Genomic DNA, 21,284 nt, shown 5'->3' on the forward strand with positions numbered 1-21,284 from the left:
TGATCAACAGCGTGCCGCTGGATGGTTCGGCCACCTTTACGGTGTCGTACCACTAACCCCGGTCGGCCACCTGCGGCCTGCACCAATGAAAAGGCCGCCTTCACAAGAGGCGGCTTTTTTTTCGTCTACGGCGCTTGAGTGATGCGGCTTGGCACTGTGTGATTACCAACGGTGCCGGAGGGCGGCTCCTGAGAATCGGAATCCGACGCGCATCCTCGTCGTTATCATTCACCCGCTGCCGCAACAACGGCAGCACGGGTTTAGCGATCCGTAACTCTCCGATGAGGTCGCCGTATAAGCGGCAGGCCTTGGCACACTCGCGCGCTTTCTATGGCGGGCCGGGTGGGGAGACCTTCGGGTCTACCGGTTTTCTCGGAGAGCCGGATCGCTAACCCCATCGTCGGGCCCGCCTCCCTCGTTTAGCGACGAAAGACGGGCCTTTCATCTATCTCCGAGAGGTCTTTGTCTACCAAGCAGATGGCGCGGAGAATCACGTCTTATCCGTCCCCGCCCACGCATCGCCCCCGTTTCAGCCGATCAGGAGGCGATCAATGACCGCAGCCAAACACCGCATTTACCTGACGGGCGCACTGGCCTTGCGCATGCCTCGTTGCTTCCGGGCAGATGCACTGCGTTGGGAGCTGGCCTACACCAACATCCATCCACCGGAATATCGGCGGGGCTTTCTGGATGGCATCGGCGCGTTTGTGTCGATGGTGCTGGAGGGCTGTCAGATCAACCCAGAAACGTGGGACGTGCTCACCGTGCTCACCGCCGTAGAGCGGGCTGGCGAACGCCAGTAACCACAGCAAGACGCGTCCTCGGAGACGGGCCGGGGATGCCCGCCATGGCGCGATTGGCGTTTAGCGCAGCGTCTTCGCAAACTGCCCCAGATACCGCACGCCCTCGATCGCGCGGCTGCCGTACCACGACACCATCTCGCCATTCACCAGATAGACCGGCTTGCCGATCTGCTTTTCCAACGCGTCCACGTGCTCTTCGGCAAAGCTGTAGGGCTCGGTGGAAAGCAACACGCAGTCGATGCTGCGGACCACCTCGCCGCTCCAGCGAAATGTTGGGTAGCGCGTGTCAGGCCGGTTAGGGCGGGCACAGTCACCACTCGCACCGCTCTTCTCGGTGCCGCATTGCACGGGCGCCGGGCCTTCCGGCCACGTGTGGCAATTGACGAGCTTGAGCATGCGCGAGATGTATGTGTCGCGCGATACCGTCATCCACGGGTCTTGCCAGATGGCGTACAGCACGCGATGCGGCAGGAAGTGGCGGCCGCGCAATGCCTCAAGCTCCTGCTTGAGCGCATCGGACAGCTTCTGCGCCTGCGCCTCGCGGCGGAAGATGCCGCCCAGCAACTGGTACAGCGCCAGGTTGTCTTCCGGTGCGCACGGGTGCGTGACGATGATGTTGGGGATGAACTCGCGCAGCTTGTCGACGGTCGGGCGCGTGTTTTCGTCAATGTTGACGATGACGTGCGTGGGCGCCAGCTCGCGCAGTTTGTCCAGCTTGACGGTCTTGGTGCCGCCCACCTTGGGCACGTTGCGCACTGCCTCGCGCGGGTGGATGCAGAAGCCGGTGCGGGCAACAAGCTGGTCGCCCAGGTCGAGCGAGAACAGCAGGTCAGTAATCGATGGCACCAGGCTGGCGATGCGCGGCGTGGTGTCGACAGGGGCGTGCGCAAGACCTAGCGCATCGGTGTACGTCATTACGAAATCTCGGGGTTGCGGGGTTTGCGTCGGGCGCGCGCAAACGCCATGTCATAGAGCCCGCGCGGCAGCACATGCAGCAGCTTGGCGACGATGCCCATCTGCCACGGCAGTACGGTGAAGCGCGCGCCGCGGTCGATGGCATTCACGGCCTTCTGCGCGAAGCGGTCCACCGGCATCAGGAAGGGCATCGGATATGGATTGTGTTCAGTCATCGGCGTGCGAATGTAGCCGGGGGCGATCGTCACCACGCGCAGGCCAAGCTGGCCAAACTCCACGCGCAGGCTTTCCATCAGCTTGATCACTGCCGATTTGGAGGCGCTGTATGCCGCTGCACCGGGCAGCCCGCGCACGCCCGCCACGCTGGCAATACCGACCAGCGTGCCGCCCGGCTGCCCCGGCTTGGCGCGAGCCAGCATCGGCACGACGAACGGCTGGAACGTGTGGAGCACGCGCATCCAATTGGTGTCCATCACAGCGGCAAAGGCTTTCAGATCCCCGGGTTCGCGCAGATCGGTGCCGACTGAAATGCCGGCGTTGGCGATCACCACGTCGGGCAGGCCGGCCGCGGCGATGAAGGCATTGGCTGCCTCGCGCACGGATTCAGCGCTGCGCACATCGGCGGCGTAGCAATGGCAGTGCGCTTGGATGCCGGCCGGCAGCGTCTGCACAAATGCATGGAGCACGTCGACACGCCGCGCCACCAGCCCGAGCGTGGCGCCCTGGGCTGCGTACTGACGTGCCAGCGCTTGGCCGATCCCGCTGGAGGCGCCGGTAATGAAGACGGTCTGGCTCATGTCGATGTCCTGTGGGTGTGAAGAAAGCCGACGCACAAAAAACGCCCGCACAGGGGCGGGCGTCGATGGCGGTGTCACGTCCGGGCGCGTGCCCGGCAACGCGGCAATCCGTCACATCTTGCGGTTGCGCACCTGGTCGACGAGGTAGTCCAGCGTCTGGGCTGCGCCCGCATTGCTGCCTGCGTCCGCCGGCGAGGTGGTGTACTTGCCCTGCACCACCACGGTCGGCACACCTTCGATCTTGTACTGATCAGCCAGTTGCGCGGCGCGTTTGGTATTGGCGTTCACGCTGAACGAGTTGTAGGTGTCGCGGAACTGCTTTTCGTCCACGCCGTTGGCTGCCATGAACTTGGCAATGTCGTCCAGTTCCGACATCGAGCGGTAGTTCTTGTGCAGTTGATCAAACACGCGGTCATGCAGCGTCTTGCCGCTGGCGTCCTTGGCGTCGAGCTTGCCCAGCGCTTCCAGCGTGTAGTAGATGCGGGTATGCGGCTCCAGCTTGGCATTGAAGGCCACCGGCACGCGCTTGATCACCACATCCTTGCCTTGCTTGGCCACCCAGCCCGTCCAGGTGTTTTCAAAGTCGTAGCAGTGCGGGCAGCCGTACCAGAAGAACTCCGTCACTTCGATCTTGCCCGCAGGCACCGGCTGCGGCGTTTGCAGCACTTTGTATTCCTTGCCGGCGGTGGGCGCAGCGTTGGCCGGCGCAGTCATCAAGAGGCCGGCGCCGGTGGCCAGTGCAATCAGGAAGGCAGCGAGTTTTTTCATGGGTGGATGGACGACGAATTAGACGACGAGTTGGGCAAACCTGGCTGGAAAACCAGTGAAATTGAGGTCTGAGCAATCCGGGGCGGGTGTCAGCGTAACTGAATCTCAGGTTTCTGACCGATCACAGCCCGCCGGGTTCAAGCGGGCTGCATGACTTCACATTACTGGCGGGCAAAGCGGATGACCGACGATTCCACCCCGCTGGCCTGCAGGCGGGTGCGCACGGCGGTCATATCGTCCAGCGAGTTGAACGGCCCCAGGCGCACCCGATACATGGTGGCGCCGTTCACTTCACGCTGCGTCACCTTGGCCTCGAAGCCCTGCATGGCCAGATTGCCCTTCTGGCGATCGGCATCTTCGGCCGATTTGTAAGCACCAACTTGCAGGAAATAGCCCGTCTTGGCGGCATCCTGGCGGGCGATTTCGGCGATCGGGTCTGCGACCGGCTTCTCGTTGTTGGCGGTGACCGGCGGCTTGGGCGGCTTGGCCGCCGGGGTGCTCGCTGCTTGCGGGTTCGAACCCGGTTGGGCCGGATGGATGGTAATGCCCGGCGGCGGGTTGTTCTGCTCGGCAGCCTGGTCGACGGGCTTGGCTGGCGAGCGGCTCCACAGCGGTGCGTTCGGGTCAGCGGCCTGCGGGGCGCTGGCTTGCGGTGCGGGTTGCGCCGGCGTCGGCAGCGTGTTGACCACGTTGCCTGCTTCGGTCGGCTTGGGCTGGGCGCCGTTGCGCGAGACGAACGGCACCGGCGCCTTGGTGATGTACACCGCCACCACCACGGCGATCGCCAAACCGACGATCAGGCCAAGCACCAGACCCAGAAACGTGCCGCCCCTTTGCGAGCGGACACGGGAAGATTGCGTATTGCGTGCCATGTCGATCCTTCTGTGTCCTGTTCCGTGCATGTTTTGCGTCATGAAATTGCCCAGTTGACTGTCAGGCTAGGCGAGAGGAGGCGCCATAGCTGGGGCTATGGCAACGGCGAACAACGACGCATGGCGGGCAACTGGGTGATTTCATAGCAAAGGCATTTGCGGAATAAGACACTGTCAGCGCCCGATTATAAGAGCGCCGTGCGATGCCAAGTCGTACGCTCTTACATCTTCTGTGGCGCTGATACGCCGATCACCGCCAACCCGTTGCGCAGCACCTGACGTGTGGCGGCCAGCAGCGCCAGGCGGGCACGCTTGACGGCCTCGTCGTCAACAAGCACGCGATCGGCGTTGTAGAACGCGTGGAAATCGCCCGCCAGATCGCGCAGGTAGAAGGCCACGGCGTGCGGGGCCAGTTCGCGCGCGGCGTCGGCCAGCATGTCGGGGAAGGCCGCCAGACGCTGCACCAGGGCCGTTGCCTGCGGGCTGACGTCCGCGCCGGTGACCGCAGCCAGATCGGCATCCGCCAGCGAGGCAGCATCAACGCCTGCGCGCTCGAACACCGAGCAGATGCGCGCGTGGGCGTACTGCACGTAGTACACCGGGTTCTCGTCGTTTTGCTTCAGCGCCAGATCCACGTCAAAAACGAACTCGGTATCGGCCTTGCGCGACAACAGGAAGAAGCGCACCGCATCGCGCCCGCGCGTGAAATGCGACGGCCAGTTCGGTTCACCGGCTTCCACGCAGGCGCGGATGGTGTCGACGCCGGATTCGCTCTCAGCGTCGCCGTTGGACCATTCGATCAGGTCGCGCACGGTCACGTAGGAGCCCGCGCGCTTGGAGATCTTCACCTCGGCGCCGTCCTTCATCACCGTGACCATCTTGTGCAGAACGTAGTCGGGATAGCCCTTGGGAATGCCGATGTTCAAACCTTGCAGACCGGCGCGCACGCGGGCGATGGTGCCGTGGTGGTCGCTGCCCTGCACGTTGATGACCTGCGTGAAGCCGCGCCCCCATTTGGTGGTGTGGTACGCCACGTCGGGCACGAAGTAGGTGTAGGCGCCGTCGGACTTGCGCATGACGCGGTCCTTGTCGTCGCCGTCATCGGTCGTGCGCAGCCACAGCGCGCCTTCCTGTTCATAGGTCTTGCCTGCGGCAACGAGCGCGTCTACCGTGTGCTGCACCTTGCCCTCGGTGTAGAGGGATGATTCCAGGTAATAGCGATCGAATTTCACGCCGAACGCCTGCAGGTCGATGTCCTGCTCGTTGCGCAGGTACGTGACGGCAAAGCGGCGGATGGCTTCGATATTTTCCACGTCGCCGGCGCCCGTCACGGGTTCGCCGTCGGAAGCGCGCACGGTCTTGCCGGCCAGGTAATCGGCGGCGATGTCGGCGATGTAGTCGCCGTTGTAGGCGGCTTCGGGCCAGTTGGCGTCACCGGGTTTGAAGCCGCGCGCGCGGGCCTGCACGGAGACCGCGAGGTTGTGGATCTGCACGCCGGCGTCGTTGTAGTAGAACTCGCGGTGCACCTTGTGGCCTTGCCAGTCCAGCAGGCTGGCCAACGCATCGCCCAGCGCCGCTTGGCGGCCGTGGCCCACGTGCAGCGGCCCGGTCGGGTTGGCGGAGACGAATTCCACCAGCACCGGGGCGCCGTCATGGGCGTTGGCGGCGCCATAGCGATCGCCCTCGGCAAACACGGCGGCAATCACGTCGGCCCGCGCGGCGGCCGACAGGCGCAGGTTGATGAAGCCAGGGCCGGCGATTTCCACGGCGGAAACCAGGCGCTGGCCGCGAGCATCGGCGCGGATGGCATCGGCGATCTTGCCGGCCAGCTCGCGCGGGTTGGTGCCCAGGGGCTTGGCGAGCTGCAGCGCGACGTTGCAGGCGATGTCGCCGTGCGCGGCCTGCTTGGGGCGCTCCAGGACGATCTCCGGTCGAGCGTGGCCCTGGGGTAGCAGGGTGCCGACGGCGTCGGACAACAATTGGGCGATCGTCTGTTTGTGGGAGGGCAGCATAAGAAACCATGACGCCGGCAGTGCTGAAATGGATTGAAATCCAGTTCTGGCGCGGCCAGTTGCGTTGTTCGGGGAAAAGTACGAAATTTTATCAGGTGAGCCGCGGTCTCAGAGGTATCCGCCCCCAGTCATGGCAATCTGCGGCCCCCACCCAACCAAGGGAAACCAGGAAATCATGATCACCTTTACTTCGCACGCTTCGCAAAAGTTCTCGATGCAGAAGGATCTCGCCATGGTGCTGTTGGGCGTGATTGGCAAGACGCTGGGCGAGCGCGGTGTCATCACGCCCGAAGAAATGCCCCACGCTATCGACCGGCTCAAGCGCGCCATCAAGGACGACACGCACCAGGCACACATCAAGGTGGCCGAGCTGACCCTCAAGGAAGATGACGACAGCGAGGAAGAACCGCCGCATCTCGGTCAGCGAGCGTACCCGTTGCTGCACATGCTGGAAGAATCGCTGGTCGAAAAATCCAGCGTACTCTGGGGCGTCTGACCGTCTGACCGTCTGACCGCACGAGAACCTGTTCACGCCCCGCTCAGTCAGCGTGCTCCAATAAAAAAAATGCCCGGGCACCTCAAGGGTGGTCCGGGCATCCGGCCACAAGGGCCGGGAGCGGGGAGGGGGGCTGGCGCGGGTGCTGGTATGTCGTGCCGGTGGCCTGTCTTTGCAATTGCGTTATTGGTCGTGCAGCATGTCAGACAGCTCGTCCGCGTGTTCTTCCTCCACGGCCAGAATCTCTTCCAGCACGCGCCGCGTGGTGGGGTCTCGGTCCCCGATGTAGCGGACCATCTCCAGGTAGCTGTCGATGGCGATGCGCTCGGCCACCAGGTTCTCTTTGATCATGTCGACCAGGCCGTTGGCTTCCACGTATTCCGAATGGCTGCGCGTGGATAGCCCTTCGGGGTTGAAGTTGGGCTCGCCGCCCAGTTGCACGATGCGCGTGGCGATGCTGTCGGCATGCTGCTGCTCTTCATTGGCGTGCACCAGAAATTCTGCGGCGATGGGTTCGGCATTGATGCCCTTGGCCATGAAGTGGTGGCGCCGGTAGCGCAGCACGCAGATCAGTTCCGTGGCCAGCGCCTCGTTCAGCAGCCGCAGCACGGTTTCTCGATCAGCTTTGTAGTCTTCGGTCACCGCGCCTGCCTCGATGTGCTTGCGGGCACGTTCGCGCAAAGTTTTGATGTCGGTGAGGAAGCCGCTTTCCGCGGGCGGGGCGGCGGCGACGTTGGTCCGGCTCATATGAAGGCTCCTGCGGGGTGGATTGGCGTGGGGTGGGTTCATTCGCTGGCGTCGCGCCGGCTGCCGCCGCCGGCCAGCGCCACGACCAGCCCGATCGCCGCGCCAATCACCACGGCCACGCCCACCGATTTGAACGGCGCCCCCGTAATGGTTTCTTCGGTGCGATCAAGCGCCCAGTCCATGCGTTCGCGGGCCTGATGGGCGCGGTCTTCGGTGGCGCGGCGCAGTTGGTCTGCGCGCGCATGCAACGTACGGCTGGCGCGGTTGGCTTCTGCGCTGCCCTCGTCGGTCAGGGTATGAATGGCGTTTTCGAGCGAGCGCAGCAGGCTCTGCACGTCTTCCACGGCGGGGCGCGCAGCGTGGCGGGCGTGGTCCACAGCGTCGCTGGCGCTGTCCATGGCGCGGTGCGCGCGGTCATTAACATCATCAATTCGGCTGCGGACGCGTTGGCTGGCAAAGAGTGACATGGTGAAGTTCCCTATCGTTGTGACGCGGTGGCGCCGCGGGAAGCACACACCGGCGGCGCGGGTGGTTTGGATGCCATTTCGGCTCGTGCGAAAGCGCACCGTCTGCCAAGTCACGTAGCAAGACACGGGCCGCGCTCCCGCCGAAACTGCCTGTGCTAATCGACGGCCTTAAAGACCGTGACGCCCAGCACGAGGAACAGTACGAACAGCACCACAAAGATGAAGAACAGGACCTTGGCGATGCCCGCCGCTCCTGCGGCAATGCCGGTAAAGCCCAGCACGCCGGCCACCAAAGAAATGATGGCGAAGATCAATGCCCATTTCAGCATGTTGTCGTCTCCAAGTCGGATGGTTGGGAGACAGGACGCTCGCGCGGCCTTGCGCCCGTGCAAGTGCCCTGCTGGCGTACACCGACGCACACAACGTGCCTGAAGCGGGGGTGTGTCCCAAGTGTCGCCAGGGGCGCCCACGGGGTATCATGCCAAGTGCCAAAAAAACACAATCGCAACGCGCGCCGCGTCGAGCGGGCTGACGCGTTTCCTATGGGTCTGCATGCCATGCGGTCATCCTTGCGCTCCACTCTGCTGCTCGCAGGCGGCATTCTGCTGACGCTCGGGGTGCTGATTGCCTCGGAGACGGGCAACATCCGCCTGAGCCAGGGCTACCGGCAGGTGATCCAGTCGCAGCAGGCTGAAACCGCCATCAATGAACTGCTCGCCGAGCTGGTCAACGCCGAGGCAGGGCAGCGCGGTTTCCTGCTCACGGGCAAAGACGAATACCTTGATCCGTACAACAAGGCCATCCCGCATATCCACGCGCTGATGGCGGAGATCCGCGACCACTACGCCAACGATCCGGACGCGCTCAAGCTGTTCTCGGAAACGGCGCTGCAGGTCAGTCGCAAGCTCACTGAGATGGAACTCACGCTGATCTACGGCAAGCGTGATCTTGAAGTGGCGCTCGATTTGGTGCGTACCGATTTCGGCAAGGCTTCCATGGAAGCCGTGCGGCAAGGTTTGGACCGCCTGCGCCAGCGCGAGATTGCCACCGTGGCCCGCAGCCTTGAGCACGCCGAGCGCGATCTGGCACTGTCGCGCTACGGCATTGCGCTCATCACGGCGGTCAACATCATTTTGCTGGTGGTGCTTGGCATGCAGCATGCCAAGCGCCTCGCCGTGACGGAGCGTGAGCGCGACATGGCGGAAGAAGAAAGCCAGAAGCTCGATCGCATGGTGCGTGAGCGCACGCGGCAGTTGTCCGACTTGGCCGCCCACTTGCAGCGCGTGACCGAAGACGAAAAGACGCGCCTCGCGCGCGAGCTGCACGACGAGCTGGGCGCCATCCTCACGGCCACCAAGATGGATCTGCACTGGCTGCGCTCACGCATCCACGCCAGCGAGCCGGCCGTCAGCGAGAAGATCACGCGCGTAATGGCCCACGTCGATCAGGGTATCCAGATCAAGCGCCGCCTGATCGAAGACCTGCGCCCCACGATCCTGCTCAACCTTGGCCTGGTGGAGGCGCTCTCGCAATTGACAGACGACGTCGGCACGCGCAACGGCTGGCATACCGAGGTGAGCCTGCCCGATGACATGCCCAAGCTGACCGATGATGCGGCCATCGCGCTGTATCGCATCGTGCAGGAATCGCTCACCAACGCTTCAAAGTACGCGCATGCGACCACGGTGTCGGTGGCGCTCGATGTGAGTGAAGAGGGCGTGCGCCTGCGTGTGCGTGACAACGGCCGCGGTTTCCCTGCCGACATTGAGCGGCGCCGCATGGTGGGTCATCACGGCCTGCTGGGCATGGAGCAGCGCGCTATTGCGCTGGGCGGCACGCTCGTCATCGATTCCGTGCCTGGCGGCGGCGTGACGATCATCGTCGAGCTGCCCCCGAACGATGCCGTGTTCGACCATGCTGGCGCAGACGAACCGTCGGGCATGCGGGCGCTGACCGGCGGTATCACGCCCGCGCCGGGCCACGGTGGCGCGGCGGTGTAAGCCGCCATTGCGATGTCACCGCCCAAACAAAAAGCCCCATCGCGGGGCTTTTGTTTTTGATGCCGGTGTAGCTGACGCTGGCGTTACATCTTCTGCTTGGCGTTGTCGGCCGAGTTCTCCAGCTTCTGCCCCCCAGTCTGGAGGTCCTTGCCGGCACCGGCCATGGTGTTGCAGCCAGCCAGGAAAACGCACGTCAGTGCAAGTGCGGCACACAAGGTCTTCATCAAACGCTCCTTGGGGGTGAGAAATGACGTTGGGCCCGCAGCACGACAGAGGGCGCGGCAGGCGCGAAAAATCTCAGGGGTGGAAATGCCGCGCGGCTTGCTGGCGGGGGCGGCCCACGCCGGCGCGCTCTTCGATCACTTCGAACACCTTGTCGAGTTCGAGCGACTTGTCGAAGAAATAGTTGGCGCCGGCTTCAAAGCAGCGCTGCCGATAAGTCGGCACCTGCGCGTGGTTGGTGTAGACGATGCGCACGCTGGGCGACGCTTGATCACGCAACGTTTGAAGGACCTTGAAGCCATTGCCCTGCCGCAATTGCAGGTCAACGATCACGACGTCATAGAGGCCCTGTTCGAGTAGGCTCAGCGCCAAATCTTCAGTGTCCGCCCATTCGACCGTCGCCACGAAGGCGGAGGCCTTGAGGTATTCCAGCACCATGCCGCGAAGCACGGGGGAATCCTCAATCAGGAGGACGCGCAGGCCTCGGGTGGAGAGGGTGACGGCTTGATCCAGCATGGGTTGATGTTAGCCAGCGGGTTGCCGGGGTGGTATCGGGCGTTGTCCTACATGGCAGCTGGGTTTGCGGCGCGCCGGAGGGGTTTTGGCGCCCCACCGGGTGTTACTCAACCAAGCCGTTTTTGATGGCGTAATACGTGAGATCGGCATTGGATTTCATGCCCATTTTTTCCAGAATCCGCGTGCGATACGTGCTGACCGTTTTGACGCTCAGGAACAGCTCTTCAGCGATGATCGACACCGATTGTCCGCGTGCGAGCTTGCAGAAGATTTGAAACTCCCGTTTGGACAGCGTTTGGTGCAGCGGCTGGTCGGTCGGCTTTTCCAGGCCGCCAATCAGCAGTTCTGCCACGGTCGGGCTGACATAGCGACGGCCTTGCGACACCGTACGAATGGCTTTCACCAGTTCATCCGGCGCACTTTCCTTGGTCAGATAGCCCGATGCGCCCGCGCGGATCAGGTTGATGGCGTACTGATCCTCGGGAAAGGTGGACAGGATCAGCACCGGCAGATCCGGATGGCGCTGGCGCGCCAGCTTGAGGGTGTCGATGCCGTTGCGATCGGGCATGGAGATGTCCAGCACCACCACGTCAAAGGCGCCGGTGCGAAGTTGCTCCATCACCTCTTCCCCGCTGGCCGCTTCCCCCGCGACTTCGATGTCCCGCTCTTCGGACAGGAACTGCCGAAGACCGGCGCGGACGATCTCGTGATCATCCGCAATCAGGACGCGAATCATGCTGCTCCTTATGGGCGCGCTGAGCGGGCTGTCCGCGCGCTGCGCTTGTTGGTTCGGTACGACAGCGATTGTATCGGACTGTGGTGCGAAACCGGCACCTCTCGTGCTGGTGTCAGGCGTTGTTGGGTGGGTTTCCATGGGAAGCCTCGCAGATGTGCGCTTTTATCAACATGTTGGTGAGTGCCAACAGAGCGCAAATGGCGTGCCTGAGTGCGCAGGACAAAAGAAAACGGGGCGGAAGATGTCCGCCCCGTGATGGCCAGAGTGCACCGGGCGAGACCCGGCGCTCAGGCGTGAGGTGTTACTTGCTTTGCGTGGTGGCCGTGCCGTTCATGCTGGCGTCGGCGCTGAGGCCAGCGGCGGTGTCAGCCTTGGCAGCCTTGCCCGACTTCTCTGCCGACTTTTCCGTCTTGCCCACCGACTTGCCGACTTTGTCGGCGGTCTTGTCGATGCCGGCTTCGGCCTTGGCCTTGTGTTCGTGGGCGGCCTTGGTGCCGTGCTCGGCCTTGCTGTTCAGTTGGCTCTTGGCGGACTCGGTGTCCAGTTTGGCGCCCGTAATTGCGCCAGTATCGGCCTTCAGGCCTACACCAGCGCCTGCGTTGCCCTGCGCCGGTGCGACGGCAGCCGTGCCGTTGGTTTGCAGCGATGCGCCGACCGACGGGGTTTGTGCATTGGCGTAGGCCGAAGCAGCAGCGATGGCGATGGCGGACAGGGAGATCAGCAGCTTGTTCATGGAGAGACTCCTTTCGTTCTGAACGGCCACGCGAGGAATTCGTCGCGGCATCACTCGATGTGTGGTGAGTGAGGCTTCAGTCTAGGGAGCCCTTCCGGTTACGACTGTTAGGGGGTGTAAGCCTTTGTAATGTAAGGATCGCCCCTCTTGAAACGCCGGCAGAGCCAATGCTGATAACGGTTTGCGGACGCAAGACACAGTGCGGTACACACTATGTCTTAAACGTCTTGTCACAGAATCAGAGATTCGGGGCGAGGGCGCGTTCAACAAAGGCGCGGTCTTCACCGCTGCGGGCGACCATATCGTCTACCTGATCCTGGCCGATCTTGCCCAGCGTGAAGTACGTGCTGTCCGGGTGCGACAGGTAGAAGCCCGACACGGAAGCGGCTGGCGTCATGGCCAGTGCGTCGGTCAGGTTCATACCGATCTCCTGCGCGTCGAGCACGCGGAACATGTCGCGCTTGACGGTGTGCTCCGGGCAGGCCGGGTAGCCCGGCGCGGGGCGGATGCCTTTGTACTCTTCGCGGATGAGCGCGTCGTTGTCGAGGGTTTCATCCGGCGCGTAGCCCCACAGGTCGCGGCGCACGCGGGTGTGCAGGCATTCGGCAAAGGCTTCGGCAAAGCGGTCGGCCAGGGCCTTGAGCATGATCGCGCTGTAGTCGTCGTTGTCGGCCTCGAACTGCTTCTCGCGCTTTTCCACCCCGATGCCGCCAGTGACGGCAAACAGGCCGATGTAATCGGCAATGCCGGTGCTCTTGGGCGCGACAAAGTCCGCCAGGCAGCGGTTCGGGCGCATCACGCCGTCAATGATCGGGCGCTCGCTCTGCTGGCGGATGTTGCGCCACGTGAGCGCAACTTCGGAGCGCGATTCGTCGGTATAGATCTCGATGTCGTCGTCGTTGACGGTGTTGGCGGGCAGCAGCGCGATCACGCCGTTGGCCGTCAGCCAACGTCCGGCGATCAGGCGCGCGAGCATGCTCTTGCCGTCGGAGAACACGCGGCGGGCCGATTCGCCCACGATCTCGTCGTTGAGGATGTCCGGAAATTTGCCGGCCAGATCCCACGTCTGGAAGAACGGGCCCCAGTCGATGTACTGCGCAAGTTCGTTCAGGTCGTAATTGCGGAACACGCGGCGGCCGATGAACTTGGGCTTGGGCGGCGTGTAGTTGGACCAGTCGATCTTGGTCTTGTTGGCGCGCGCGGCGGCCAGCGACACCATCGGCTGCGCCTTCTTGTTGGCGTGCTGAGTGCGGATGCGGTCGTAATCCGCATGCAGCTCTTCAACGTAGCGCGCAGCGCCTTCATCCGACAGCAGGCTCGACGCCACACTCACCGAGCGCGACGCGTCGGGCACATACACCACCGGGCCCTCGTAATTGGGCGCGATCTTCACGGCGGTGTGCACGCGGCTCGTGGTCGCGCCGCCAATCAGCAGCGGGATCTTTTTCACGCGGAAGTATTCGTCGCGCTGCATCTCGGAGGCCACGTACGCCATCTCTTCGAGCGACGGCGTGATCAGGCCCGACAGGCCGATGATGTCCGCGCCCTCGACCTTGGCCTTGGCCAGAATCTCGTTGCACGGGACCATCACGCCCATGTTGACCACTTCAAAGTTGTTGCACTGGAGCACGACGGTGACGATGTTTTTGCCGATGTCGTGCACATCACCCTTGACCGTGGCGATGACGATCTTGCCGCGCGAGCGCACGTCGCCGCCGGCGGCTGCAATCTGGCGCTTTTCTTCTTCGATGAACGGAATCAGGTGCGCCACCGCTTGCTTCATCACGCGGGCGGACTTCACCACCTGCGGCAGAAACATCTTCCCGGCGCCGAACAGGTCACCCACGATGTTCATGCCGTCCATCAGCGGGCCCTCGATCACCTGGATCGGACGGCCGCCGGCTGCGAAGATTTTCTGGCGGACTTCTTCGGTGTCTTCGACCACGTAGTCGTTGATGCCATGCACGAGCGCGTGGGCGAGGCGTTTTTCCACCGGCTCCTGGCGCCAGGCGAGGTTTTCTTCACGCTTCGTGCCGCCGCCCTTGTAGCGGTCGGCAATTTCGAGCAAGCGGTCGGTGGCATCGGGGCGGCGGTTGAGCACCACGTCTTCCACGCGGTCGCGCAGTTCGGGGTCGAGGTTCTCGTACACACCGAGCTGGCCCGCATTGACGATGCCCATGTCCATGCCCGCTTGGATCGCGTAGTACAGGAACACGGTGTGGATCGCCTCGCGCACCACGTCGTTGCCGCGGAACGAGAACGACACGTTCGACACGCCGCCGCTGACCTTGGCATACGGCAGGTTCTCTTTGATCCAGCGCGTCGCTTCAATGAAGTCGACCGCGTAGTTGTTGTGCTCTTCGATGCCGGTGGCCACCGCGAAGATGTTCGGATCGAAGATGATGTCTTCCGGCGCAAAGCCGACTTCGTTCACCAGGAAGTCATAGCTGCGCTTGCAGATTTCGGTCTTGCGCTGGTACGTGTCGGCCTGACCTTGCTCGTCGAACGCCATCACCACGGCGGCGGCGCCATAGCGCTTGATCAGCTTCGCGTGGTGGGCGAATTGTTCCTCGCCTTCCTTGAGCGAGATCGAGTTCACGATCGCCTTGCCCTGCACGCACTTCAGGCCCGCCTCGATCACGTCCCACTTGGACGAGTCGATCATGATCGGCACGCGCGCGATATCGGGCTCCGATGCAATCAGATTCAGGAAGCGCACCATCGCTGCCTTGGAATCGAGCATCGCCTCATCCATGTTGATGTCGATGACCTGCGCGCCGTTTTCGACCTGCTGGCGCGCCACGGCCAGTGCCTCGTCGAACTGGCTGTTCAGGATCATGCGCGCGAACGCCTTGGACCCGGTGACGTTGGTGCGTTCCCCAACGTTGACGAACAGCGTGCTCTCGCCGATGTTGAACGGTTCGAGGCCAGAGAGGCGCATGGGGTGGTCGGTCATGATCTTCTGATGCAAATGGGGACGGCAGTGTGCGGGCGTTCTGTCAGGGCTCAGGCGGCTTCTTTGTACTGGCCCGGCCAAGCGCGCGGCTTGCGGTTGGCAACGCGGTCAGCAATCGCCTTGATGTGCTCGGGCGTGGTGCCGCAGCAGCCGCCCACCAGATTCACCAGACCGGCGCCGGCAAATTCGTCGACCAGGCTGGAGGTGACTTCGGGCGTCTCGTCAAAGCCGGTGTCGCTCATCGGGTTGGGCAGGCCAGCGTTCGGGTAGCACGAGACGGCGGTGTCGCAAATCTTCGCCAACTCGGCAATGTACGGGCGCATCAGCGCCGCGCCCAGCGCGCAGTTCAGACCGAAGGTGATCGGCTTGGCGTGGCGCAGGCTGTTCCAGAAGGCCTCAACCGTCTGGCCCGAAAGGATGCGGCCCGAGGCATCCGTCACGGTGCCGGAGATCATCACGGGCACGCGCTCGCCGGTGTCTTCAAAGAGCTGGTCGATGGCGAACAGCGCGGCCTTGGCGTTGAGCGTGTCGAAAATGGTTTCGACCAGGAACACATCCGCGCCGCCTTCGAGCAGCGCCTTGCCTTGCTCGTAGTACGCATCGCGCAGCAGGTCGAAGCTGACGTTGCGCGCGCCGGGGTCGTTCACATCGGGCGAGATGCTGGCGGTCTTGGGCGTGGGGCCGAAGGCGCCGGCCACGAAGCGCGGCTTCTCGGGCGTGCTGTATTTGTCGCAGGCCTCGCGCGCAAGGCGGGCGGCCACCACGTTCATCTCGTAGGCCAGGTCGGCCATTTTGTAGTCTTCCTGCGCGATGGTCGTCGCGCCGAAGGTGTTGGTTTCGATCAGGTCCGCACCGGCGGCCAAATACTGCTCGTGGATCTCACGGATGACCTCGGGACGCGTGAGCACCAGCAACTCGTTGTTGCCCTTCACGTCGATCGGGTGGTCGGCAAAGCGCTCGCCGCGGTATTGCGCCTCGTTCAGCTTGTAGCGCTGGATCATGGTGCCCATCGCGCCGTCCAGGATGAGGATGCGCTCGCGCAGCAGCGCGGGCAGGTTGGCGGCACGGGTGTAGGGCAGGGGCGCGGTCATGAGGAGACTCCGAGGTGCGGCAGCCGGTCAGATATTCAAAATTTGCGGCAGGATTGACGGCCGAGGCGGAATTTTACCAGTCGCATCAATGACTTGCCGCCGTTTTGGGCAATCGCGCTCCTATAATCCACATCACGCCATTCGCCCCGCGCTGACGCCCGCCATGCAACTGCTTGATCCGACCGACGCCCACGCTTTCCTGCAACGCACGCCCGCCGCGCTTTTTGTCGACTGTCGCAGCGAAATGGAACACCTGTTTGTCGGTCATCCGGCCGGCGCCCATCACGTCTCCTGGAACGACGGCCCGCACTGGGAGGTGAACCCGGAATTCGTGCCGACGGTGCGCAAGCTGACCGGCCACGGCATTGAACGGCCGATCGTGCTGATCTGTCGCAGCGGCAATCGCTCGGCGGCGGCCGCGCATGCTCTGGAAGAAGCCGGTTTTCGTGACGTCTACGTCGTGCGCCACGGTTTCGAGGGCGACCTGGACGGCACGCGCCATCGCAACACGCTCAATGGCTGGCGCCATGCTGGCCTGCCGTGGGAGCAGTGCTAGGCCAAAACTATCGGCGCGATAGTTGATCGACACATGAAAAAACGCCCGGCGGCGCCACGCTCCGGGCGTTTCTTGTTGATCCGTCTGGCGGGCAGCTTTGCCCGCGCGGCACTTCAGTGCATCGTGACCGGCTGCGTCATCACCGTATCGAATTTGCCAAGGAAGTCGTCGACTTCTTCGACCGTGGGTTCGCTGGCGATCAGCTTTTTCACGTCCTCGCGGAAGTGCTCGGCCAGCTCGCCGCCGAGGAAAATTTCACGCTTGAGGTTCTTGTCCACGATCTCGTAGCCGCCCGCTGCCAGCATGGCGTGTTGGCCGTCTACACCGAACTCGACAACACAGTAGTTGTCGCTGTTGTAGATCATTTGCATGGTGCACCTCCGAGGCGTCAATCGTCTTGCTGTTGTGGGGACTGCTCTACTGCTGCACCGGGTAGATGGGGCCCACGATCATGACTTCAAGGGCCGATCAACTCCCGCCTCATGATCGCTCTGCCCCATCTGTTCCTTGGGCTTCATGATTGGCCACAAAGTTCGCAAATGCGAGGCGAAATGTGTGACGTGCGTTGTGATCGCGTAACAAGACCTTTCCGTTCCTGCATCGAAAGAAGCAAGCCGCCTTCCGCCATTCGACGGGTAGACGACGTGCCGTGTGCGGGGCGCTTGCAACTATCGGCAGGGCAAGCAGGTTTCATGGCGTGTCACATTGACTCCCGCATCCTGCGTGCCCGAGGAACTCATCCAGATCGGTGAGGAAGACCTCCTCCTGTTCGATGGGGGACAGGTGGGCTGCGTGCGGAATCACTTTCAAACGCGCGTCGGGAATGTGCGCGGTGATCTCGCGCGCCACTTCCACCGGGGCGCCGGTGTCGTGTTCGCCGGTCACGACAAGCGTTGGGCAGGCGATGCGCGCGAGCGAATTGCGCGTGTCGAGCGCCTTGATGGCGGTGCAGGCACCCACATAGCCGTGCGGCGGCGTGGCACGCAGCAACTCGCGGATGCGTTCAACAGCGTCGGGATGGGCTTCGCGAAACGGTGTGGTCAGCCAGCGCTGCATCGTAGGTTCGACGATGCCGCTCATGCCGTGCGCTTGGACCTGGCCGATGCGTTCGTCCCACATGGCGTGCGCTGAAATCGGCGTGTGGCACACGGTGTCGCAGAGGGCGAGCGAGAGCAGCCGCTGCGCGTGCCGCACGCCCAGCACCTGCCCGACCATGCCGCCCATCGACAGGCCGACGAAATGCGCCCGTTCAATCGACAGTGCATCGAGCAGGCCGGCCACATCGTCGGCCATCTGGAACAGCGTGTAGGCGCCGTGGGGGGCGCTGGTTTTGCCGTGGCCGCGCGCGTCGTAGCGCAGGACGCGGTAGCGGGTCGCCAAGCGCTGGGCGATGCCGTCCCATAGCTGGTGATCCACGCCAAGCGCATGCGCAAGCACGACCCACGCGCCATCAGCACCGTCGATGCGGTAATGGATGTCGATGCCGTTGGCGCGCACTGCGCCGGTGTTGGGGAGGGCGTTGGCGTTCATGGTCAGCCTCCTTCCTGGGACTGGTAGACCAGGTCGAACTGCATGCCGTTGGGCTCGGTCTGGCGCAGGCGTACTGGCAGCCAACCGTGGTCGGCGGACAGCCAGATTTCTACGCGCCGTTTGTCATCTGCACGGCGCGGCAGCCGTATGAAGTGTTGCGCACGAATCGTGCCGTTCGGGGTGTCGATGGTCTCTTCGCCGACGTGCTGAACGCGGGCGACCTCCACGCTGTCGGTATCGGCGATCGGGAATTCCAGCGTCAGGCCGGGGCTGGCGATGCGCTTGGGTCCGCCACGCGCCAATCCCGTCAATTGCAGGAAGACGCTGAAGCGATCCTGCGTGCCTTCAGGCAGTGGCAGCACGGCAGGTGTGCGCGTGAAAGTGACGGTGGGTGCGCTCTGAACGCCTGAGGCAAGGGCACGATCGACGGCGTAGTGGAAGGTCGTCACGTCGGGTTGTCTGCGCCCGCGCACTTCTTCATAGCGAGCGGGGGTCAGGCCATACGCGCCGATGGTCCCGGCGCTGCGGAAAGCGAGCGTGCCGAAGAACAATGGCAGCGGAATTTCAACGGCGAGCGTGTAAGTTTTGCCATCGGTTGCCCAGCGGATCACACCGTCCTCGTTGCGTACGCCGTTGACGTAGGTGGCGTACCGCAGCGTGGCCGATGGCGGCAGCGAGAAGCCATCGCCGGGCGGCGCAGGCGGCACGCTGGGGCCTTCGCCGCTGAGATCGGTAATCACGCCGGTATCGGCCGAGGCTTGAGCGCCGGCGCTGTTGAACTCGGAGGGGTCCATGGTTGCCAGGTCAGGCGCAGACGGGGTCGGCGCCAGCGCCGGGGCGGGTGCCGCCCGAGGATGCGGATGCGGCGAGACGGCCCGTGGTTTTGGCGCGGTGGCCGGGGGTGGCGTAGGCTGGACCGGTGCGGGTTGGAGCAGCAGCGCGGGGATGATCTGCTCCGGCGCGGGTGGCCACGTCACCTGATGGCTGCGCGCAATCCACACGACGGCGATGACGTGGAGTACGAGCACGGCCAGCAGCACGAGCCCGAATCGGCTGAGCCGACGAAAGCGACCAATACCACGCAGGCGAGTTTGCGCGCGGTCGGTATTTCGTTCGTCAGGATTGGGGCGGGGTGGGTGCAACGTATCCAAGATCGGAGGAAAGCTGTTGTGCGGCCAGCCGCAAGCGCCGCTCCAGCGGGCTGCTCCAAGTGGTGTCGAAAGTGCTTTGCGCGCCCAGGGCGATCAGCACGAGGCACAACTGGCCGTTGGCGTCGAATACCGGCAGCGACATCGCGTTGATGCCGGGCAGCACGCCGCCGTGGATGCGCGAGGCGCCACGCAGACGGACATCGGCGCAGATGGCGTCGTAGGCTTCGAGCGTTTGTGGCAGCTCGGGGTTCTCGGCGCCGGGGATATCCCCCTTGGCCGCAACGCGGTCGAGTTCGCGCTCGATGAACAAGAGCGTCTGCGCCCGCGGCAAGTAGGCACCGAACACGCGGCCGGTGGCCGAGTTCAGCATCGGCATCACGTCGCCCAGGCGCAGGCTGACTGTCACGGGGTGGCTGGCCTCTTCCCAGTGGACGATGGCCGGCCCCTGGTTACCCCACACGGCCAGGCCGATGGTGTGATCGATCTCGTCGCGCAGTGCGGCAGCGGCGGGCCGGGCGCGGCGCATCGGGTCTTGCCGGTTCAGGCTCACCAGGCCCATTTCCAGCGCAAAGGGGCCCAGGTCGTAGTGGCCTTCAGGCGTCTGCGTGACGAGCCCCAGGCGTGCAAAGCTCACCAGATAACGGTGCGCCTTGGCGGGGTTCATGGGTGCGGCACGCGCCAGGTCGCGCAACATCATCGGGCCGTTGGCATGCGTGAGCACTTCCAGCAGCCGAAAGCCGACTTCGATGGACTGGATGCCCGAGCGGGCTGGCGCATCCAGCTCGCCATCGGCATCGGACTCCAGATCGAGATCAGTGTCAGCGGGCAGCGAAGACATGGTGATGGGGGATGGATCAGTTCGGGCCAGTTTAGCTGATGCAAGGTGTACCATCCGCGCAGCCTTTTTCCACACAACGCACATGAAACTCGCCACCCTCAAGGATGGCTCGCGCGACGGCCAGTTGGCCGTGGTCTCGCGCGACCTGAAGACCGCTCACTTCGCCACGCACATCGCCGGCACGCTGCAGCGCGCGCTGGACGACTGGGCATTCCACGCGCCGCAACTGCAGGATCTTTACGACCAGCTCAACGCGGGCCGTGCGCGTCACCCGTTTGCGTTCGACGCAGCCAACTGCATGGCGCCGCTGCCGCGCGCCTACCAGTGGGCCGACGGCTCAGCGTATGTGAACCATGTCGAGTTGGTGCGCCGCGCCCGTGGCGCCGAGATGCCCCCCGAGTTCTGGACCGACCCGTTGATGTACCAGGGCGGCTCGGATGACCTGGCCGGTGCGCATGACCCCATCGTCTGCCGCAGTGAAGCATTCGGCATCGACTTCGAGGCCGAAGTGGCCGTCATCACCGGCGACGTGCCGATGGGCAGCGATGCCGCCGCCGCCGCCGATGGCATCCGCCTGATCGTGCTGGCCAACGATGTATCGCTGCGCAACCTGATTCCGGCGGAGTTGGGCAAAGGGTTCGGCTTCTTCCAGAGCAAGCCGGCGACGGCGTTTTCGCCCGTGGCCATCACGCCCGACGAGTTGGGCGACGCCTGGCGCGAGCGCAAGGTGCATCTGCCGATGACCGTGCGCTGGAACAACAAAAAGGTTGGCCAGCCCGAGTGCGGCACCGATATGGTGTTCGACTTCGGCCAACTGATTGCGCATATCTGCAAGACGCGCAACGTGCGTGCGGGCAGCATCGTCGGTTCGGGCACGATCTCCAACGTGGACCGCAGCAAGGGGTACGCGTGCATTGCCGAGAAACGCATGCTGGAGACCATCGAATCCGGCGCGCCCACCACCGAATACATGCGCTACGGCGATACGGTGAAGATCGAGATGTTCGACGCGAACGGCGTGTCGATTTTCGGGGCGATCGACCAGGAAGTCGTCGCGCCGGGCACGCAAGCGTAAGAC

Annotated in this window: 23 protein-coding genes; 5 read left to right on the plus strand and 18 right to left on the minus strand. The window is 63.7% G+C overall.

Features of this window, described 5'->3' with window-relative positions; all coding sequences use genetic code 11:
- Positions 1 to 551 precede the first annotated feature (551 nt).
- Positions 552 to 803 (plus strand): hypothetical protein, encoded by a 252-nt coding sequence (locus PSUB009319_RS18850; RefSeq protein ID WP_124383731.1) that lies wholly within the window; start codon positions 552 to 554, stop codon positions 801 to 803.
- A 60-nt stretch (positions 804 to 863) separates the two neighbouring features.
- On the opposite strand, the gene PSUB009319_RS18855 is transcribed toward PSUB009319_RS18850, so the two are convergent.
- The 5 genes from PSUB009319_RS18855 to argS form a co-directional block, all read right to left on the minus strand.
- A complete protein-coding gene (locus PSUB009319_RS18855; protein ID WP_124383732.1) occupies positions 864 to 1,718 on the minus strand; it encodes a helical backbone metal receptor in 855 nt (284 codons plus the stop codon).
- Positions 1,718 to 2,515, minus strand: a complete 798-nt coding sequence (locus PSUB009319_RS18860) for an SDR family oxidoreductase (RefSeq protein WP_124383733.1) — start codon at positions 2,513 to 2,515, stop codon at positions 1,718 to 1,720. Before PSUB009319_RS18860 ends, PSUB009319_RS18855 begins: the two co-directional genes overlap by 1 nt.
- A 111-nt stretch (positions 2,516 to 2,626) precedes the next feature.
- A complete protein-coding gene (locus tag PSUB009319_RS18865) occupies positions 2,627 to 3,283 on the minus strand; it encodes a thiol:disulfide interchange protein DsbA/DsbL (protein WP_124383734.1) in 657 nt (218 codons plus the stop codon).
- A gap of 161 nt (positions 3,284 to 3,444) precedes the next feature.
- Positions 3,445 to 4,155, minus strand: a complete 711-nt coding sequence (locus PSUB009319_RS18870; RefSeq protein WP_124383735.1) for an SPOR domain-containing protein — start codon at positions 4,153 to 4,155, stop codon at positions 3,445 to 3,447.
- Between the two features lie 221 nt (positions 4,156 to 4,376).
- Complete coding sequence (argS, locus tag PSUB009319_RS18875; RefSeq protein WP_124383736.1) at positions 4,377 to 6,167, minus strand: arginine--tRNA ligase; 1,791 nt, start codon at positions 6,165 to 6,167, stop codon at positions 4,377 to 4,379.
- 175 nt (positions 6,168 to 6,342) lie between these two features.
- Here argS and PSUB009319_RS18880 point away from each other — a divergent pair, with 175 nt between their 5' ends.
- Positions 6,343 to 6,663 carry a DUF1840 domain-containing protein gene (locus tag PSUB009319_RS18880; RefSeq protein WP_124383737.1) on the plus strand — a complete coding sequence of 107 codons (321 nt, stop codon included), beginning with the start codon at positions 6,343 to 6,345 and terminating at the stop codon, positions 6,661 to 6,663.
- A 183-nt stretch (positions 6,664 to 6,846) separates the two neighbouring features.
- Here the strand turns inward: PSUB009319_RS18880 and PSUB009319_RS18885 are convergent, their stop codons facing one another.
- The 3 genes from PSUB009319_RS18885 to PSUB009319_RS18895 all read right to left on the minus strand — a co-directional run bounded on the left by PSUB009319_RS18885 (position 6,847) and on the right by PSUB009319_RS18895 (position 8,206).
- On the minus strand, positions 6,847 to 7,410 hold the full coding sequence (locus PSUB009319_RS18885) for a bacterioferritin (protein ID WP_124383738.1): 564 nt from the start codon (positions 7,408 to 7,410) through the stop codon (positions 6,847 to 6,849).
- A gap of 38 nt (positions 7,411 to 7,448) precedes the next feature.
- On the minus strand, positions 7,449 to 7,808 hold the full coding sequence (locus PSUB009319_RS18890) for a hypothetical protein (RefSeq protein WP_260393044.1): 360 nt from the start codon (positions 7,806 to 7,808) through the stop codon (positions 7,449 to 7,451).
- Between the two features lie 224 nt (positions 7,809 to 8,032).
- Entirely contained in the window at positions 8,033 to 8,206 is a 174-nt protein-coding gene (locus tag PSUB009319_RS18895) for a DUF1328 family protein (RefSeq protein ID WP_124383740.1), read from the minus strand.
- A gap of 228 nt (positions 8,207 to 8,434) precedes the next feature.
- Here PSUB009319_RS18895 and PSUB009319_RS18900 point away from each other — a divergent pair, with 228 nt between their 5' ends.
- Positions 8,435 to 9,877: a CHASE3 domain-containing protein gene (locus tag PSUB009319_RS18900; protein WP_124383741.1), complete on the plus strand. Its 1,443-nt coding sequence runs from the start codon at positions 8,435 to 8,437 to the stop codon at positions 9,875 to 9,877.
- Between the two features lie 83 nt (positions 9,878 to 9,960).
- Here PSUB009319_RS18900 and PSUB009319_RS18905 read toward each other — a convergent pair whose 3' ends face one another.
- The 6 genes from PSUB009319_RS18905 to PSUB009319_RS18930 form a co-directional block, all read right to left on the minus strand.
- Positions 9,961 to 10,101: an entericidin A/B family lipoprotein gene (locus tag PSUB009319_RS18905; protein WP_024976825.1), complete on the minus strand. Its 141-nt coding sequence runs from the start codon at positions 10,099 to 10,101 to the stop codon at positions 9,961 to 9,963.
- Between the two features lie 73 nt (positions 10,102 to 10,174).
- A complete protein-coding gene (locus tag PSUB009319_RS18910) occupies positions 10,175 to 10,615 on the minus strand; it encodes a response regulator (protein WP_124383742.1) in 441 nt (146 codons plus the stop codon).
- Between the two features lie 103 nt (positions 10,616 to 10,718).
- Positions 10,719 to 11,351 carry a response regulator transcription factor gene (locus tag PSUB009319_RS18915; RefSeq protein ID WP_009277190.1) on the minus strand — a complete coding sequence of 211 codons (633 nt, stop codon included), beginning with the start codon at positions 11,349 to 11,351 and terminating at the stop codon, positions 10,719 to 10,721.
- 301 nt (positions 11,352 to 11,652) lie between these two features.
- Positions 11,653 to 12,084, minus strand: a complete 432-nt coding sequence (locus PSUB009319_RS18920; RefSeq protein ID WP_124383743.1) for a hypothetical protein — start codon at positions 12,082 to 12,084, stop codon at positions 11,653 to 11,655.
- A 238-nt stretch (positions 12,085 to 12,322) separates the two neighbouring features.
- Positions 12,323 to 15,040, minus strand: coding sequence for a methionine synthase (gene metH / locus PSUB009319_RS18925; protein WP_124383744.1), 2,718 nt, complete (start codon positions 15,038 to 15,040; stop codon positions 12,323 to 12,325).
- 50 nt (positions 15,041 to 15,090) lie between these two features.
- Complete coding sequence (locus PSUB009319_RS18930) at positions 15,091 to 16,131, minus strand: homocysteine S-methyltransferase family protein (RefSeq protein ID WP_124383745.1); 1,041 nt, start codon at positions 16,129 to 16,131, stop codon at positions 15,091 to 15,093.
- A gap of 163 nt (positions 16,132 to 16,294) precedes the next feature.
- Between PSUB009319_RS18930 and PSUB009319_RS18935 the strand changes: the two genes are divergently transcribed.
- Positions 16,295 to 16,687, plus strand: a complete 393-nt coding sequence (locus tag PSUB009319_RS18935) for a rhodanese-like domain-containing protein (RefSeq protein WP_124383746.1) — start codon at positions 16,295 to 16,297, stop codon at positions 16,685 to 16,687.
- A gap of 113 nt (positions 16,688 to 16,800) precedes the next feature.
- Here the strand turns inward: PSUB009319_RS18935 and PSUB009319_RS18940 are convergent, their stop codons facing one another.
- The 4 genes from PSUB009319_RS18940 to PSUB009319_RS18955 all read right to left on the minus strand — a co-directional run bounded on the left by PSUB009319_RS18940 (position 16,801) and on the right by PSUB009319_RS18955 (position 20,206).
- Positions 16,801 to 17,058 (minus strand): DUF3567 domain-containing protein, encoded by a 258-nt coding sequence (locus tag PSUB009319_RS18940; protein WP_012760982.1) that lies wholly within the window; start codon positions 17,056 to 17,058, stop codon positions 16,801 to 16,803.
- 319 nt (positions 17,059 to 17,377) lie between these two features.
- A complete protein-coding gene (gene pcaD, locus PSUB009319_RS18945) occupies positions 17,378 to 18,217 on the minus strand; it encodes a 3-oxoadipate enol-lactonase (protein WP_124383747.1) in 840 nt (279 codons plus the stop codon).
- A 2-nt stretch (positions 18,218 to 18,219) separates the two neighbouring features.
- Positions 18,220 to 19,368: a DUF3108 domain-containing protein gene (locus PSUB009319_RS18950; RefSeq protein ID WP_124383748.1), complete on the minus strand. Its 1,149-nt coding sequence runs from the start codon at positions 19,366 to 19,368 to the stop codon at positions 18,220 to 18,222.
- Positions 19,334 to 20,206, minus strand: coding sequence for an IclR family transcriptional regulator (locus tag PSUB009319_RS18955; RefSeq protein ID WP_374704214.1), 873 nt, complete (start codon positions 20,204 to 20,206; stop codon positions 19,334 to 19,336). The genes PSUB009319_RS18950 and PSUB009319_RS18955 overlap by 35 nt, the downstream gene beginning before the upstream one ends.
- An 82-nt stretch (positions 20,207 to 20,288) precedes the next feature.
- On the opposite strand from PSUB009319_RS18955, the gene PSUB009319_RS18960 reads away from it, so the two are divergent.
- A complete protein-coding gene (locus tag PSUB009319_RS18960) occupies positions 20,289 to 21,281 on the plus strand; it encodes a fumarylacetoacetate hydrolase family protein (protein WP_124383749.1) in 993 nt (330 codons plus the stop codon).
- Positions 21,282 to 21,284: the final 3 nt, after the last annotated feature.

Origin of the sequence: Ralstonia sp. SET104 (genome assembly GCF_003851545.1) — a bacterium.
In the GTDB taxonomy this organism is placed as follows: Bacteria; Pseudomonadota; Gammaproteobacteria; order Burkholderiales; family Burkholderiaceae; genus Ralstonia.

Coding starts and splice junctions, on each gene's coding strand:
- PSUB009319_RS18850 (WP_124383731.1), top strand. CDS start 552: ATGACCGCAGCCAAACACCGCATTTACCTGACGGGCGCACTGGCCTTG.
- PSUB009319_RS18855 (WP_124383732.1), bottom strand. CDS start 1,718: ATGACGTACACCGATGCGCTAGGTCTTGCGCACGCCCCTGTCGACACC.
- PSUB009319_RS18860 (WP_124383733.1), bottom strand. CDS start 2,515: ATGAGCCAGACCGTCTTCATTACCGGCGCCTCCAGCGGGATCGGCCAA.
- PSUB009319_RS18865 (WP_124383734.1), bottom strand. CDS start 3,283: ATGAAAAAACTCGCTGCCTTCCTGATTGCACTGGCCACCGGCGCCGGC.
- PSUB009319_RS18870 (WP_124383735.1), bottom strand. CDS start 4,155: ATGGCACGCAATACGCAATCTTCCCGTGTCCGCTCGCAAAGGGGCGGC.
- argS (WP_124383736.1), bottom strand. CDS start 6,167: ATGCTGCCCTCCCACAAACAGACGATCGCCCAATTGTTGTCCGACGCC.
- PSUB009319_RS18880 (WP_124383737.1), top strand. CDS start 6,343: ATGATCACCTTTACTTCGCACGCTTCGCAAAAGTTCTCGATGCAGAAG.
- PSUB009319_RS18885 (WP_124383738.1), bottom strand. CDS start 7,410: ATGAGCCGGACCAACGTCGCCGCCGCCCCGCCCGCGGAAAGCGGCTTC.
- PSUB009319_RS18890 (WP_260393044.1), bottom strand. CDS start 7,808: ATGGACAGCGCCAGCGACGCTGTGGACCACGCCCGCCACGCTGCGCGC.
- PSUB009319_RS18895 (WP_124383740.1), bottom strand. CDS start 8,206: ATGCTGAAATGGGCATTGATCTTCGCCATCATTTCTTTGGTGGCCGGC.
- PSUB009319_RS18900 (WP_124383741.1), top strand. CDS start 8,435: ATGCGGTCATCCTTGCGCTCCACTCTGCTGCTCGCAGGCGGCATTCTG.
- PSUB009319_RS18905 (WP_024976825.1), bottom strand. CDS start 10,101: ATGAAGACCTTGTGTGCCGCACTTGCACTGACGTGCGTTTTCCTGGCT.
- PSUB009319_RS18910 (WP_124383742.1), bottom strand. CDS start 10,615: ATGCTGGATCAAGCCGTCACCCTCTCCACCCGAGGCCTGCGCGTCCTC.
- PSUB009319_RS18915 (WP_009277190.1), bottom strand. CDS start 11,351: ATGATTCGCGTCCTGATTGCGGATGATCACGAGATCGTCCGCGCCGGT.
- PSUB009319_RS18920 (WP_124383743.1), bottom strand. CDS start 12,084: ATGAACAAGCTGCTGATCTCCCTGTCCGCCATCGCCATCGCTGCTGCT.
- metH (WP_124383744.1), bottom strand. CDS start 15,040: ATGACCGACCACCCCATGCGCCTCTCTGGCCTCGAACCGTTCAACATC.
- PSUB009319_RS18930 (WP_124383745.1), bottom strand. CDS start 16,131: ATGACCGCGCCCCTGCCCTACACCCGTGCCGCCAACCTGCCCGCGCTG.
- PSUB009319_RS18935 (WP_124383746.1), top strand. CDS start 16,295: ATGCAACTGCTTGATCCGACCGACGCCCACGCTTTCCTGCAACGCACG.
- PSUB009319_RS18940 (WP_012760982.1), bottom strand. CDS start 17,058: ATGCAAATGATCTACAACAGCGACAACTACTGTGTTGTCGAGTTCGGT.
- pcaD (WP_124383747.1), bottom strand. CDS start 18,217: ATGAACGCCAACGCCCTCCCCAACACCGGCGCAGTGCGCGCCAACGGC.
- PSUB009319_RS18955 (WP_374704214.1), bottom strand. CDS start 20,206: ATGTCTTCGCTGCCCGCTGACACTGATCTCGATCTGGAGTCCGATGCC.
- PSUB009319_RS18960 (WP_124383749.1), top strand. CDS start 20,289: ATGAAACTCGCCACCCTCAAGGATGGCTCGCGCGACGGCCAGTTGGCC.